This window comes from Hydrogenophaga sp. YM1 (assembly GCF_016903055.1).
Lineage (GTDB): Bacteria > Pseudomonadota > Gammaproteobacteria > Burkholderiales > Burkholderiaceae_C > Hydrogenophaga > Hydrogenophaga borbori.
Genome location: NZ_CP070223.1, coordinates 2124898 through 2139135, shown reverse-complemented (window position 1 = coordinate 2139135; position 14238 = coordinate 2124898). Strand labels below are relative to the sequence as shown.

The 14238-nt window shown below is 73.3% G+C and carries 15 protein-coding genes; 5 read left to right on the top strand and 10 right to left on the bottom strand.

Going from position 1 to position 14238, the window contains the following annotated elements; all coding sequences use genetic code 11:
- Positions 1-187 precede the first annotated feature (187 nt).
- The 5 genes from JNX00_RS09960 to JNX00_RS09940 all read left to right on the top strand — a co-directional run bounded on the left by JNX00_RS09960 (position 188) and on the right by JNX00_RS09940 (position 4911).
- Positions 188-730, top strand: coding sequence for a phasin family protein (locus tag JNX00_RS09960; RefSeq protein ID WP_070397902.1), 543 nt, complete (start codon positions 188-190; stop codon positions 728-730).
- 302 nt (positions 731-1032) lie between these two features.
- Positions 1033-2370: an NAD(P)/FAD-dependent oxidoreductase gene (locus tag JNX00_RS09955; protein WP_204744846.1), complete on the top strand. Its 1338-nt coding sequence runs from the start codon at positions 1033-1035 to the stop codon at positions 2368-2370.
- Complete coding sequence (locus JNX00_RS09950; RefSeq protein WP_239478301.1) at positions 2367-3368, top strand: hypothetical protein; 1002 nt, start codon at positions 2367-2369, stop codon at positions 3366-3368. Before JNX00_RS09955 ends, JNX00_RS09950 begins: the two co-directional genes overlap by 4 nt.
- A gap of 11 nt (positions 3369-3379) precedes the next feature.
- Entirely contained in the window at positions 3380-4177 is a 798-nt protein-coding gene (locus JNX00_RS09945) for a lysophospholipid acyltransferase family protein (protein ID WP_239478300.1), read from the top strand.
- On the top strand, positions 4144-4911 hold the full coding sequence (locus JNX00_RS09940) for a glycosyltransferase family 2 protein (RefSeq protein ID WP_070397906.1): 768 nt from the start codon (positions 4144-4146) through the stop codon (positions 4909-4911). Before JNX00_RS09945 ends, JNX00_RS09940 begins: the two co-directional genes overlap by 34 nt.
- On the opposite strand, the gene fabG is transcribed toward JNX00_RS09940, so the two are convergent.
- From fabG to JNX00_RS09890, 10 genes are read right to left on the bottom strand one after another with little or no spacing between them, the layout of a single operon-like run.
- Positions 4892-5620 (bottom strand): 3-oxoacyl-ACP reductase FabG, encoded by a 729-nt coding sequence (gene fabG, locus JNX00_RS09935; protein WP_070397907.1) that lies wholly within the window; start codon positions 5618-5620, stop codon positions 4892-4894. The genes JNX00_RS09940 and fabG overlap by 20 nt on opposite strands.
- Positions 5617-6099 (bottom strand): hydroxymyristoyl-ACP dehydratase, encoded by a 483-nt coding sequence (locus tag JNX00_RS09930; RefSeq protein WP_204744844.1) that lies wholly within the window; start codon positions 6097-6099, stop codon positions 5617-5619. Before JNX00_RS09930 ends, fabG begins: the two co-directional genes overlap by 4 nt.
- The gene (locus JNX00_RS09925) at positions 6096-6914 is read right to left on the bottom strand and encodes a beta-ketoacyl synthase chain length factor (RefSeq protein WP_204744843.1); all 819 of its coding nucleotides are present in this window, start codon (positions 6912-6914) and stop codon (positions 6096-6098) included. The genes JNX00_RS09930 and JNX00_RS09925 overlap by 4 nt, the downstream gene beginning before the upstream one ends.
- Entirely contained in the window at positions 6911-8101 is a 1191-nt protein-coding gene (locus JNX00_RS09920) for a beta-ketoacyl-[acyl-carrier-protein] synthase family protein (RefSeq protein WP_204744842.1), read from the bottom strand. Before JNX00_RS09920 ends, JNX00_RS09925 begins: the two co-directional genes overlap by 4 nt.
- 20 nt (positions 8102-8121) lie before the next feature.
- The gene (locus tag JNX00_RS09915) at positions 8122-8841 is read right to left on the bottom strand and encodes a class I SAM-dependent methyltransferase (RefSeq protein WP_070397911.1); all 720 of its coding nucleotides are present in this window, start codon (positions 8839-8841) and stop codon (positions 8122-8124) included.
- A 13-nt stretch (positions 8842-8854) separates the two neighbouring features.
- Complete coding sequence (locus JNX00_RS09910) at positions 8855-9673, bottom strand: polysaccharide deacetylase family protein (RefSeq protein ID WP_204744841.1); 819 nt, start codon at positions 9671-9673, stop codon at positions 8855-8857.
- Positions 9670-10329, bottom strand: a complete 660-nt coding sequence (locus JNX00_RS09905) for an alpha/beta hydrolase (protein WP_070397912.1) — start codon at positions 10327-10329, stop codon at positions 9670-9672. Before JNX00_RS09905 ends, JNX00_RS09910 begins: the two co-directional genes overlap by 4 nt.
- Entirely contained in the window at positions 10326-12662 is a 2337-nt protein-coding gene (locus JNX00_RS09900; RefSeq protein ID WP_204744840.1) for an MMPL family transporter, read from the bottom strand. The genes JNX00_RS09905 and JNX00_RS09900 overlap by 4 nt, the downstream gene beginning before the upstream one ends.
- A 55-nt stretch (positions 12663-12717) precedes the next feature.
- A complete protein-coding gene (locus JNX00_RS09895; protein WP_070397914.1) occupies positions 12718-13293 on the bottom strand; it encodes a LolA-related protein in 576 nt (191 codons plus the stop codon).
- Positions 13290-14192, bottom strand: coding sequence for an acyl-CoA synthetase (locus tag JNX00_RS09890; RefSeq protein WP_239478299.1), 903 nt, complete (start codon positions 14190-14192; stop codon positions 13290-13292). Before JNX00_RS09890 ends, JNX00_RS09895 begins: the two co-directional genes overlap by 4 nt.
- Positions 14193-14238 lie beyond the last annotated feature (46 nt).

Sequence of the window (14238 nt, the reverse complement as noted above, 5' to 3'; positions counted from 1 at the left end):
GGTTTAGAAAACACCCCCTAAATTGTTGCAATGCAGCAAAAAGGGCTTGCATCGCTGGCCCGGCTCCTCAATAATTCGATCCATGTTGCAGCGCAGCATAACGAACGAAACCACCGTTCGAGCCGAGGCCACCCGCCTCCACGCCGCAGCCTCTGTTGTCCCCCATCCACCCCTCAGGAGAATCTTCATGCTGACCGCCGAACAAATCATCGCCGCCCAGAAGTCCCAGATGGACACCCTCTTTGGCCTGACCCAGAAGGCTTTTGAAGGCGTCGAGAAGCTGGTTGAACTCAACCTGCAAGCCACCAAGGCCGCCCTGTCCGAGTCCGCCAACAACGCCCAGGCCCTGCTCAGCGTCAAGGACGCCCAGGAACTGCTGAACCTGCAAGCCAGCCTGATGCAGCCCCTGGCCGAGAAGACCGTGGCCTACAGCCGCCACCTGTACGACATCGCCTCCGGCACCGGCGCCGAGTTCGGCAAGGCCGCCGAAGCCACCGCCGCCGACGCCCAGAAGAAATTCATGGCCGTCGTGGACAACGCCGCCAAGAACGCGCCGGCCGGCTCCGAAACGGCTGTCGCCGTGATGAAGAGCGCCGTGTCCGCCGCCAACAACGCCATCGAGTCGGTGCAGAAGGCCGTGAAGCAGGCCACCGAAATGGCCGAGTCCAACTTCAACACCGTGGCGGCCACCGCCGTGAACGCCTCCAAGACCGCCGCCAAGAAGCGCTGAAATAGCACAAGAACGCTGCCGTTGATCGCGGGACTTGACTTTCCGTCGCCCGCCCACAATTGACAGCGTATCGCAGGCCTTAGTCTGAACGCCCAAGGTTTGCTGTCATCGGTTTTTTCTGGTTGTCTCCTCGGGTCCTTTTCGAAATTCGGTTTCATCGGACCCTTCACAGCCCTCACCCTACGGTGAGGGCTTCTTTTTTTTGGTTACATGCCCCCGGCTCTGGCGCCGAATGGGCCTCCTAGAATCCCTGGATTTCCGCGCCGCCTCCCCACGCGGCGCCCAGTGACCAGCGAGGTTCCATGCAAGAGACAGACACCGCGCCGCGCGACTGCGACGTTCTGGTGATCGGCGGCGGGCCTGCGGGCTCCACGGTTTCCACCTTGCTGGCGCGCCAGGGCCACCGCGTGGTGCTGCTCGACAAGGACCACCACCCGCGCTTTCACATCGGCGAATCGCTGCTGCCGGCCAATATGCCCTTGCTCGATCGGCTGGGCGTGGGCGACGCCGTGCGGGCCATCGGCATGCTCAAGCCCGGCGCCGAATTCGTCTCGCCGCAGCACAGCCACACGCAGACCTACTACTTCGCCGACGCCTGGGACAAGTCCATGCCGACGGCCTACCAGGTCAAACGCGCCGACTTCGACCACCTGCTGCTGCGCAACGCCGCTGAACAGGGCGTGGAGGTGCACGAGGGCACGCTGGCCCGCGAGCTGCGCTGGGCCGCCGACGGCCAGCGCGTGGCATCGGTCGTCTCCAGCGACGCACAGGGGCGCAGCACCGAATGGCGCCCGCGCTTCCTGGTCGACGCCTCGGGCCGCGACACCTTCCTCGCGGGCAGGCTCAAGACCAAAGAGAAGAACCCCGACCACAACAGTGCCGCCGTCTACGCCCACTTCCGCGGCGCGCGCCGCCACGAGGGCCAGGACGCCGGCAACATCACCATTTTCTGGTTCGAGCACGGCTGGTTCTGGTTCATCCCGCTGAGCGACGGCGCCACCAGCGTCGGCATGGTCACCTGGCCGTACCACATGAAGACCCGCGGTGGGCGCGAGCTGATGGACTTCCTGCTGGACAACATCCACCATTGCCCGCCACTGGCCGAGCGCCTGGCCGGCGCGCAGCCGGCAACGCCCGCCGAGGCCACGGGCAACTACTCCTACCGCTCCACGCTCAGCCACGGCGCCGGCTTCCTGCTGCTGGGCGACGCCTATGCCTTCATCGACCCGGTGTTCTCCTCGGGGGTGTGGCTGGCCATGAGCAGCGCCGAAATCGGCGCGCGCACCGTGGACACCTGCCTGCGCGAGCCGGCGCGCGCGGCCCAGGCCCTGCGCCGCTTCGACCGCCACATGCGCCACGGCCCGCGCGAGTTTTCCTGGTTCATCTACCGCATGACCAACCCCACCATGCGCGGCTTCTTCATGGACCCGCACAACCCCCTGCGCATGAAGGAGGCCCTGCTGTCGGTGCTGGCGGGCGATCTGTTCGGCCGCACGCCGATCTGGCCGTCGCTGTGGGCCTTCAAAGGCCTGTACCTGGCGGTCAACCTGGGCAACCCGCTGCGCAGCTGGCGGGCCTGGCGACAGCGCCGGCGCAACATCCGGCCCACCGCGTCGGCCAGCGCCTCGTCCAGCGCATGAGCGGCCTGCGATTGCTCACACCGCGCGTCGTCGACGCTCCCGCCCCGTCCGGCGTGCTGGGCGGGGCCGCCCTGGACGGCGCGGGCGGCACACCCGCCTGGCCCGAACAGCGCCTGCGCATGCCGGGTGAACGCGGCGCCGCGGCCGCCTGGCGCGAGGCCTGGGCCAGCGACGGCCCGCTGCAGCAGGGCCAGGACGGCGGCCTGCGCTGGCGCGGCGATGGCGAGTTGCTGTACGGCCTGATCGAGCTCGACGAGCCCACGCCCGACGCGCCCGAGCGCGGCGCGTGCCTGCGCGAACGCACGCGCGAGGCCTACCTGCGCCTGTTCGCGCTGCTTGGCGCGCGCGGCACGCCGTACCTGTGGCGCGTGTGGAACTACATGGCCGGCATCAACGGCGATGAGCAGGGCCTGGAGCGCTACCGCTGGTTCAACCTGGGCCGCCACGACGCCTACCAGGCCCTGGGCCCCATCGCCGCCGCCCAGATGCCGGCGGCCAGCGCCCTGGGCTGGGCGGACCGCGGACCGCTGTCGATCGCCTTCCTCGCCGGGCGCCGGGCGCCGCGCCCGATCGAGAACCCGCGCCAGGTGAGCGCCTTCCACTACCCGGGCGACTACGGCCCGCGCCCGCCGCTGTTCGCGCGCGCGGTGCTGGCCGAATCGGGCGCCGGCGAATGGCTGCTGGTCTCCGGCACCGCGAGCATCGTCGGCCACCAGACCGTGCACCCGGGCGACGTGGTCGCGCAATGCGAAGAAACCGCGCGCAACCTGCGCGCCGTGCTGGACGAGGCCAACCGCGCCACACGCACCGCCGGACACCGCGCCGAGGCGCTGAGCCATCGGGTGTACGTGCGCCACGCGGCCGATTTCCCCGTCGTGCGCCGCGCGCTGGAGCGCTGCTTGGGCGGCGCCGGCCTCACGCTGATGCAGGCCGACATCTGCCGCCAGGACCTGCTGGTCGAGGTGGAGTCCCTGGCCCACGGACCCGTCCTGCGCTGATGCGGCTCACCTTGTCCCGCCCCACCCAGTGGCTGCAGGCGCTGCGCGAGCACCTGGCCATGGTGCTGGGCCTGAGCCTGCTCGCCTCGCTGTGCCTGAGCTGGTCGCCGATCGCCCTGGTGCTGCACCACGCGCTGCCGCGGCGCTGGGGACAGGCCGTGGGCCGGCGCGTGGCCACGGCCTGCTTCCGCTTCTACCTCGGCGCGCTGCGCGCGGTCTGCGGCTGCCGCTTCGACCTGGACGCGCTCGATGGCCTGGCCGGGCAGGGCCCGATGATTGTGGTGGCCAACCACCCCAGCCTGCTCGACGCCCTGCTGCTGGTCTCGCGCCTGCCCAACGCGGTCTGCATCATGAAGGCTGGCCTGATGGACAACCCGCTGTTCGGCGCGGGCGCCCGGCTCGCGGGCTATGTGCGCAATGACAATCTGCTGCACGTGATCCTGCAATGCCGCAGTGAGCTGCGCGAAGGCGCCCAGGTCGTCGTCTTTCCCGAAGGCACGCGCACCACCGACTGGCCCATGAACCGCGTGCCCGCCTCCATCGGACTGCTGGCGGTGCGCTCGCAGGTCCCGGTGCAGACGGTGCTGCTCGATTTCTCCAGCCCGTACCTGGGCAAGGCCTGGCCGCTGTGGCGCCGCCCCGAGCTGCCGCTGCGGGTGAGCGCGCGCCTGGGCCGGCGCTTCGCGCCGCCCAGCGACGCCCGCGCCTTCACCGACGAACTGCAAAGCCACTTCGACCAGGCGCTCAAGAACGCCCAGGTCGCGTCCGCGAACCCATGCCCCAGCCCTCCACGACCCACCTCGTCCTGATCCCCGCCTACAACCCCGGCGAGCTGCTCGCGCGCACGGTGCGCGCGGCGCGCGAGCGGTGGGCGCCGGTGTGGGTGGTGGTCGACGGCAGCACCGACGGCTCCACCGCCGAGGTGCAGGCCCTGGCCGCGCAAGACCCGCAGCTGCGCGTGATCGTGCTGCCCCGCAACCAGGGCAAGGGCGCGGCGGTGCTGGCGGGCCTGCAGGCCGCCGCGCTGTCGGGCTTCACGCACGCACTGACCATGGACGCCGACGGCCAGCACCCGGCCGAACTGATCCCCCGCTTCATGGCCACCTCGGTGTCACGGCCCGAGGCCATGGTGCTGGGCAAGCCGGTCTTCGGCCCCGAGGCGCCCGCGCTGCGCGTGCAGGGGCGGCGCATCTCCAACGCCTGGGCCAACATGGAAACCCTGGGCATGGGCGTCGGCGATTCGCTCTATGGCTTTCGGGTCTACCCGGTGCGCGCGCTCATCGACGTGATGCGTTCCACGCGCTTCATGCGCCGCTTCGACTTCGACCCCGAGGCCGTGGTGCGCCTGTGCTGGGCCGGCGTGCGCCCGATCAACGTGGATGCGCCGGTGCGCTACCTCGCCCCCGAGGAAGGCGGCGTGTCGCACTTCAAATACCTGCGCGACAACCTGCTGCTCTCCTGGATGCACAGCCGGCTGTTCGCGGGCTTCGTGCTGCGGCTGCCCCGGCTGCTGTGGCAGCGGCTCAGGCCATCGCCCCGTTGATGCCGATCACCTGGCCGCTGATGTAGCCGGCCCGCTCGGAGGCCAGGAAGGCCACGAGATCGGCCACCTCCTCGGCGCGGCCCGCGCGCTGCATGGGCACCAGCTGCTTCACCGTGGCGGCGTCGAACACGCCGTCGGCCATGCCGCTGTCGATGATGCCGGGCGCCACCGCATTGACGGTGATGCCGCGCGCGGCCACCTCCAGCGCCAGCGAGCGCCCCGCCGCGTGCAGTGCGGCCTTGGCCGCCGAGTAGTTCACCTGCCCGCGGTTGCCCACCACGCCGGACACCGAGGTGATGTTGATGACCCGGCCCCAGCGCGTGCGGATCATGGGCAGCATGAGCGGCTGCGTGACGTTGAAGAAGCCGTTGAGCGAGACGTCGAGCACGCGGTCCCATTGCTCGCCCGTCATGCCGGGAAAGACGGCGTCGTCGTGCACGCCGGCGTTGTTCACCAGCACCTGCACCGGGCCTTGTTCGTTCAGCTCGGCCAGGGCCGCCGCGCAGGCCGCGCGGTCGGTCACGTCGAATCGACAGGCGCTCGCCCGACCACCGGCGGCCAGGATGCGGTCGACCACGGCCTGCGCCCGTTCCATGCCCTGGTTGGCGTGCACCAGCACCTCCAGGCCGTCCTGCGCCAGGCGCTGCGCAATGGCCGCGCCCAGGCCGCCGCTGCCGCCCGTGACCAGGGCCCGTTTCGAGGCCGTCATGCCAGGCCCCCGTCGGACGAGAGGTCCGCGGCGTCGAGCACCACGGCCGCGCGGCCATCGGCCACGGCGCCGCGGGCGCCCTCGACGCTGAAGCCGTAGAGCACGTTTCGCGCATCGCCCGACAAGCGCTCGGCGCGCACGCGCAGCGGCGCGTCGGCGGCTTCGATGCGCAGCCTGTGCAGGTTCACCCCGCGCACGCTGGCCAGGTAGCCCGCGCGCGGCGCCTCATGCAGGCCGGCGACCAGGGCGCCGTGCACGGCCATGGCCTGGGCCGCGTATTCGATGGCGTGCACCGCGCCGAGGGCGCCGTCGGCGCCGCGCAGCGGGTGCGTGGCCAGGCCCTCGAGCCGCGCCTCGCAGTGAATGGCCTCGGGCGACCAGTGCCGCACGGCGTCGAGCAGGCACATGTCGAGCTGGTGCGGGATGCGGCGCGCGATGGCGTCGCGGTCCAGCGGGGCGTGGGAGGTCGGGTCGGTCATGGTTGGCGGGGCGTGAAGCGCAGCCGCAGGCGCTGGGGCGCCAGGTAGTCCAGCACCACGGGGCGATCATCGCCGCGCGCGATGCGCTCGAGCAAGGGCAGGCCACGCAGCGCGGGAAAGGCCCTGCGCAGGCCTTCCAGCGGCGCCGCCGCCAGCGTGTCCACCGGATCGCGCGTGAGCGCGCCGTGCAGCGTGCCCAGGCTTCGCTCGCGCGGCGTGGTGCCCAGCCAGAGCGCGATGCCCGCCGCATCCGGCACGGGCCGACATGCGTGCAGCGGCTCGGGGTACTCGCTGTCGTAGGCCACCAGCAGCACCTCGGGCGCGCCGTCGAGCAACTGGCCCACGGCGTCGATCCAGCCCGCGCCCAAGCTGGCGTCGTGCGCGCACAGCACCTGGCTGGGCGCCATGGAGCGCGTGGCGATGCCCCAGTAGCCGGCCGCCGCGTTGTGCACGGAGTTGTGGAAGCGCGTGGGCGAGATGGCGCGGTCCTCGCCCGCCAGCTGTTCGCACAGGGCGTGGCAGTTGTGGCCATCGGCGCCGGACGAGGTGAAGACCGTGGCGATGTCGGCCGGGTCCTGCCCGTCCAGTGCGCGCTGGCCCAGCGCCAGCGCCAGGCGCACCACGCGGCTGGCGCGGCGGCGTTCGGCCGCCGGCAGCGCCTGGGCCGGCGGCAGCACCGAAGGCGCGTGCGCCCAGGCCTGTTCGCCGCGCAGCACGGCGGCGGCCTGGGGCCAGTCGGCCAGGCCGGGGGCGATGAGGGACAGGCCGTGCAACCAGATGGGGGCGTGCGGTGGGGCGTGGGGGCTCTGGTTCATGGCTGGCCCCTACCGAACACGAGGCTGCAGTTGCTGCCGCCAAAACCGAAGGAGTTGGACAGCGCGTACCTCAGCCCGGGCGCGGGCGCGCCGTCGAGGCGGTAGTCCAGATCGAGCGCCGGATCGAGTTCGCGCGTGCCGGGGCTGCCGGGAATCCAGCCCTCGCGCAGCGCGACGGCGCAGGCCACCGCCTCCAGCGCGCCGGCCGCGCCCAGCGTGTGGCCGGTGGCGCCCTTGATGGACGAACACGGCGCGCCGCGCCCGAACAGCGCGGCCACGGCCAGGCCCTCGGCCGCGTCGTTGGCCGGCGTGGCGGTGCCGTGCAGGTTGATGTAGCCGATCTGGTCCGCCCGCAGGCCGGCCGAGCGCAGCGCGGCCTCCATGGCCCGGCGCGCGCCCAGGCCCTGCGGGTGCGGGGCCGACATATGGTGCGCATCGCTGGACTCGCCCACACCCAGCAGCCGCACGGCGGCCGGCGCGCCGTCGCGCTCCAGCAGCGCGAAGGCCGCCGCCTCGCCGATGGAGATGCCGTCGCGCCGCGCATCGCTGGGCCGGCAGGGCTCGGCCGAGGTGAGTTGCAGCGAGGCGAAGCCGTACAGCGTGGTGAGGCAGAGCGAATCGACGCCACCCACCACGGCCGCGTCGATGGTCCCCGCCGCGAGCTGGCGCGCGGCGGCGGCGAACACCTTGGCGCTGGACGAACAGGCGCTGGACAGCGCCATGGCCATGCCCTGCAGCCCGAAGGCGGCGCGCACGAAGGCGCTCACCGAGCCGGTGTTGTGCGTGGTGTCGTAGTGGAACCAGGCGGGCAGCGCGCCCGTGGCCGGGTCGCGCTCGCGGTAAGCCAGCTCGGTCTGCAGGATGCCCGAGGTGCTGGTGCCGACGAACACGCCCACGCGGTCCGCGCCGTGGCGGGCCACGGCCTCGCGCACGCGCTCGGCGAAGCCGTCCTGCTGCAGGCCCATCCAGGCCAGGCGGTGGTTGCGGCAGTCGAAGGCGCTCAGCGCCTCGGGCAATGCCACGGCGTCGACGCCGGGCACCTCGCCGATCCAGGTGGGCAGGTCCACGGTTTCGAAGCGGCAGGGCGTCAGGCCGCTGTGCGATGTGCGCAGCGCCCGCGTGTGCTCGGCCAGGCCCTGCCCCAGACAGGAAGTGGCGGTGTAGGCGGTGAGGGAAACGGCTTGCATGGGAACCCGGGGCGCGGCGCTCAGCGCACGCGGCAATACAGCATGACGTTGGCCAGGGGCTTATTGCCGCTCATGTCGCGGCTGTCCACCTCGAAGCCCAGCGATTCGAGCTCGGCGCGCCACGCGGCCAGCGGGCGCGCGTACAGGCGCGAGAGCCGGTGCCCGCGCGCGAAGGTCACCACGCGGTCGATGTTCAGGCCCATCTGGTAGCGCCAGCCCGCCGAGGCGTCACCGATGCGGGTGAGGAACACGCCGCCCGCCGGCAGCGCGGCGCGGATGCGCGCCAGCAGTTCGCTCTGGCGCTGGTGGTCCACGTAGTGCAGCGCGTCCAGGATGGTGATGGCGTCGGGCCGACCGAGCTCGGTGCGCGTCATGTCGCCGCGCTCGATGCGCACCACCGGGTGCGTGGCACCGAAGGCCTGGGCCGCGCGGTCCACGTCCTTGTCCATCAGCTCGATGCCGCGCAGGGCCCGCGGCGCGGGCGGCGGCGCCCAGTCGGCGGGCCAGCGGCCCCGCGCCGCCAGCTGCTGCGCGGCCAGCAGCCACGAGAACAGGCTGCCCTGACCGCTGCCCAGGTCCAGCACGCGTGGCGACTGGCTCAGCAGGCCGCGGCGCAGGATGTCGTGAAAGATGGTGTCGTAACCGAGCTTGCCGCGCGCGTAGTGGTACGCGAAGCGGCCGCCGGCGCGGAAGCGTTCGCTGGCGTGGTCGACCAGTTCGTGGACGAAGGCGTGGCTCATGCGGGGGACGGGCTCATTCAAGGGATTGGAACAGGGTCTCGGGCCGCAGCCCCAGGCGGCGCGCCTCGGCCACGACGGCGGGCAGCGCGTGCAGCAGCACCGGCTGGCCGTCGGGCGCGCGCGCGGCGTGGCCGTCGTGCAGCAGCAGGATGTCGCCGGCGGCGAAGCCGCGCAGCAGCCGGCGCTGCACGGTGGCCGGATCGCCGGTGCGGGTGTCGAAGCCGCGGCGCGTCCAGCTGGCGTGCCGCAGGCCCAGGCCGTGCAGCACCGGGGCGAGGAAGGGATTGCTCAGGCCGGCCGTGGGCCGGAAGAAGCGCGGCGCCTGGCCAGTGATGTCGCTCAGCGCGGCCTGCGCGGCGGCGATGTCGCGCCGCATGCGGCCAGGCCCGAACAGCGAGAAGGCATTGGAGTGCGACTGGCCGTGGTTCTCCACGCGGTGGCCACGCGCCACGATGGCGCGGCACAGCGCCGGCTGCGCCTGCGCGCGGCGGCCGATGCAGAAGAAGCTGGCCTTGGCCCCGAGTTCATCGAGCAGGTCCAGCACGCGCGGCGTGCGCTCGGGGTCGGGCCCGTCGTCGATGGTGATGGCGAAGGCGCCGCGCGCGGCCGCGGCCTCGGGCAGGCGCACCCAGTTCTCGCCCAGCCATTGCGAGCGCGGCCACAGGCCCGCGGCCACCACCGCCGCGTGGTTGGCCACCACGCCGCCCGCCAGCCAGGGCCACCAGCCGGGCTGCCACAGCCCCGCGCCCAGCGCGGCGCCATGCACCAGCACGCTGGCTTGAAGCAGCGGCGCGGGGCGCCAGCGCGGGCCGTTCAAGCGGGCCGGCGTCATGGCGCGCCCTCCCCGGCCGCCGCCCAGGGCCGCCGCGCCACCAGGGCAGACCACAGGGACCGCCAGCAGGCCCAGTCGTGGCCGCCGTCGGTGCGCAGCACGCGCTCGGCGGGCAGGCGCGCGGCCATGCGGTCCATGCCGCCGGCGAAGCGGTCCTGGCGGCCATAGCCCATCCAGGCCACGGGGCGCGGTGGCGCCTGTTTCCACCAGGCCCAGACCTCGAAGGCCGGGTCGCTGTCGTGGGACGCGGGGCCGGGCCAGGCGTCCAGCCCGCCCGCGCGTTGAATGGCGTTCCAGGCCAGCCGATCGCCCGGGTAGGGCGCCAGCAGGCACAGGCCATCGACCAGATCCGGGTGGCGCCGCGCGCACAGCACGGCCTGCCAGCCGCCCAGCGACAGACCGCCCAGCCAGACGCGGCGGCCTGCGTCGCGCGCGGGCCGCAGCCACTCGGTGGCCAGGGCCTCGATGGCGTCGGCGCCGTCGTAGCGCTGCGCCTGCAGGTCGACCGCCACCATGTCGATGGCCTGACCCGCCGCGGCGGCCTCGGCGTCCCAGCCTTGCGCGGCCACGTCGGCGGCGCCCATGGCCGCGCCGGGCAGCCAGACCAGGCGGCAGGGGGCCTCGCCGGTCCAACCCTCGAAGCGCTGGGCCTTCACGGGACGGGGTCCTTCTCCGCCGGCGTGAGCACCGCCGACAGCAGCAGCGCCAGCACCGCGCCCGGCGCCACCGTCACGCCCACGGCCTGCAGCACCGGCACAGAGGACAGCGAGAGCACGCCGAAGCCGATGGCCGTGGTGGCGCAGGCCACCAGCACCGACAGCAGGGCCCGCGGATCGGCGTGCGGGTCGCGCCGCCAGCGCTCGATGAACAGCGAGTAGTTGGAACCCACGGCCACGATGAGCAGCATGCCGATGAGGTGCAGCAGGTGCAGGCGCACGCCCAGGGCGTGCAGGCTGGCGATCACGATCAGCACCGCCGCCACGATGGGCAGCATCACGCCCAACAGGCGGCTCGGCCGGCGCAGCGAAGCGCCCAGCACCAGCACGATGCCCGCCAGCCCGGCCAGCGACAGCGCGATGGCCTCGCGCAGGTAGCTGCCGTAGAGCGACTCGAACTCCTGCTTCAGGTCGATGAAGCTCGCGCCGCTGCCCTGCAGCGCCGCGCGCAACACCTCGGCCGGCAGGTCGGCGCCGGCCGCGCCGGGCGCGGGGCGCAGCGGCAGCAGGGCGGTCCAGCCGTCGGCGTGCGGCTGCAGCAGCGAGTCCACGGCGATGGCCAGGGCCGAGCCGTCGAGGTCCTCGCGCCGCATCGGCGCGGCCGCGCGCGCCTGCGCCACAGCGTCCACGAAGGGCTTGAGCCGTGCGGCCGACAGGGGCTGCCCCTGCAGCGCCAGGCCCAGGTCGCGCGACAGCGCCTCGGGCGCCGGCAAGGCGCGCTGGCGCTCGCGCTGCAGGGCCTCGCTGGGCAGGAAGCGCGCGGGGCTGTCGTAGCCGCCGATCAGGCCCTGCGCCACCAGCGGCTGCAGGCGCGCGGCGGCCGCCTCGGCGCCGCACAGCGCGGCCTCACGGTCGCTGGCCCGCACCACCACCATGTAGCGCGCGTCGGGCGCGCCCAGGTCGCCGCGCAGGCGGGCGTCGCGCTCGGCGTCCTGCGGGCTCACGCTGGACAGGGCGGACAGGTTCGGCTCCCACAGCGTGTCGCGCTGCGCCACCAGCCAGGCCAGCGCCAGCAGCGCCGCGCCCAGCACGGGCCAGCGCCAGGCCCGCAGGGCCAGCACGCGCGGCGTCACCCAGGCCGGCAGTTCCGGCGTGCGCGCCACCTGGCCGCCGGCCATGGCGGGCAGCACCAGCCGCGTGGTCAGGGCGGCGACGAAGACCCCCGTCATGGCGTACAGGCCGAGCTGCGCGAGCCCCGGGAAGCCCGCGAACAGCAGCGCGCCGAAGCCCAGCACCGAGGTGGCCACGCCCAGGCGGATGGTGGGCCAGAAGTTCTCGTGCCAGCGCCGGCCCTCGCCGCTGTCCGCACGCCCGGTCTGCACGAAGTAGTAGATGCCGTAGTCCACCGCCTCGCCCACCAGCGCGGCGCCGAAGCCGGCCGTGATGGCGAACACCGAGCCGTGCACCTGCCCCACCGCCACCAGGCCCGCGAGCGAGCCGCTCACCGCCGGCACCAGGGTCAGCAGCAGCGGGCGCCAGCGCCGGAACATGCACCACAGCAGCAGGCTGATGCCGATGGAACTGAACAGGGTCAGCCGCGCCACGTCGGCCTGGATGGCCGCGCGCGTCTTCACCGCGAACACGCCGGGGCCCGACACCTCCAGCCGCAGCGCGCCCGGCGGCAACGCATCGAAGGCGGCCTGCACGCGCGCCACCGCCTCGGCCTGGCCGTCGGTGTCCGAGCCCGCCGCGCGCGTCTGCAGCAGCAGCATCGCGCGCGCGCCGTCGCGCGACACCCAGACGCCCTCGGCCATGTTGGGCTGCCCCTGCGACTGCCAGCCCATCAACACCTCGAAGGCCTCGCCCGTGGGGTCCGACGGGAACTGCGCCTTGAACGGCAGCCCCGCCGGCGAGGACACGATGTCGATGGCGTTGAGGATGGCCTCGCGCAAGCCGTCGGGCGTGAAGCGCTGTGCGTCCACGGCCGGGCTCAGCGTGTAGCGGTGCCGCTGCAGCAGCGCGAGCTCGCGGTCGAAGGCCTCCAGCTCGCCGTTCTGCACCGCAACGAAGGCGCCGTCGGCCGAGAGCCGCTGGCGCAGCGCGCGCGAGGCCTCGGCGCGCGCCGCGCCGTCGCCGCCGTCGATGGCCACCATCAGCAGGCGCGAGACCACGCCCTCGCGCAACTGCTCCACCAGCACCTGCTGCTCGGCGCTGGGGTGGGAGGGCAGGAAGAAGGACAGGTCGGTGGTGAAGCGCGTGCGCGACGCCAGCCAGCCGCCCAGGGCCATGGCCAGAGCCCAGGCGAGCACGATCCACGCGGCACGGCGGGTCATCGAAGCCCCTCCGGGCGCGCGGCGGTGTGGGCGCCGGCTGGCGGCCGGGCGGCGCTCACGGCTTGCCCACCGGTTCCAGCCGCATCTCGGTGCGGTCGCCGTCGGACTGGGTGTAGTCGATGCGGTCCACCGCGACGCCCACGCCCGAGATGACGATCTGCGTGACGATGCCGCGCAGGCGCGCCTGCAGCGGCTCCAGCGTGAGCGTCCAGCGCTTCTCGGGCTGGCCCTGCAGGGCCACGCGGTAGTGGCGCTCCAGCGCCGCGCGGTCCCCCTGCAGGGTGCTGCGGATGCTGGCCACGAAGGCCTCGACCTCGGGGCGCTGGCTCACGGGCATGCTCATGCGGCGCTGGTCGCGCTCCAGCGTGAGCGTGTCCTTGTCGAGCAGCAGGCGCTCGGGCCGGGGCGAGAGCGTGCGCCGCTCCAGCCAGTCGGGCGCGCGGTAGCTCATCTCGCCGCGCGAGACCAGGGGCGCGTCGAGCATGGCCATGTGGCGCCGCTCGACGAAGCGCACCGTGCCGCCGGGGTGCGCGGCCAGCAGGGCCATCAGGCGCTCGAGTTCGTCGGCCGCGCGCGCGGCCGTCAGGGGCAGCAGCGTCAGCGCCAGTAGCCAGAGCCTGCGGGAGATCATCGTTGCCAGAAATCGAAGAAGTTGAACCAGTTGAACGGCGCCTGCCGGCACGCAGCCTGCAGGCGCTCCACGTAGGCGGCGCGCGCCGCCTGGATGGCGGCGTCGCGCGCCGCGCCACGGCCAACCGTACCAAAGTCGGCCAGGGGTTCGAACACCAGCCGGTAACGGTTCGCACCCAGGTACAGGCCGGCCATGAAGAACACCGGCCGGCGCAGCACGGCGGCCACGCGCCAGGGCGCGACCGGAAAGGCCGCGGGGCCGCCCAGGAAATCGTGCAGGGCGCGGTCGTCCGCGTCCAGCGAGCGGTCGACCAGCAGGCCCACCAGGTGGCCCTGCTCCAGCCGCTGCGCGGCCTCGATCATGGAATCGGGCCGGCCCAGCGGCACCACGTCCTGCCGGGCCTCGGGGTTGATGGCGGCGAGCGCGGCCCGCATCTGGCGCGCGTTGTCCTCGTACATCAGCATGCTTACCTGCAGGCCGGGGCGCTGGCGGCCCACGCAGCGCAGGGCCTCGAAGCTGCCCAGGTGCGCGCCCATCAGCAGCACGCCGCCGCTGTCCATGGCGCGCAGCAGCGCGTCGGCGCCCTGCACTTCCACGTCGAACAGATCGAAACGTCCGTTGAGCAGGTAGACACGGTCGTGCACCGTGGTGGCGAAGCTCAGCAGGTGGCGGTAGCGCTCGCGCCAGGTGGGCGGGCGGCCCAGCGCGCGGCGCAGGTAGTCGCGGCTGGCCGCGCGCGGGCGCGGCGCGAACAGCAGGAAGTACAGCGTGGCGCCGTGCAGCACCGCGCGGCTGAGCCGTCGGCCCCCCCACAGCGACAGGCGCACCATGAAGCGCAGCAGCCCCAGGTGACCGCGCTCGGGCCGCTGGCGCCACTCGGGCAGCGCGCGCCCATTCACCGGGCGACCCCCCGTGCCGCGCACCGTGGGGCCGAGCGCCTTGCGA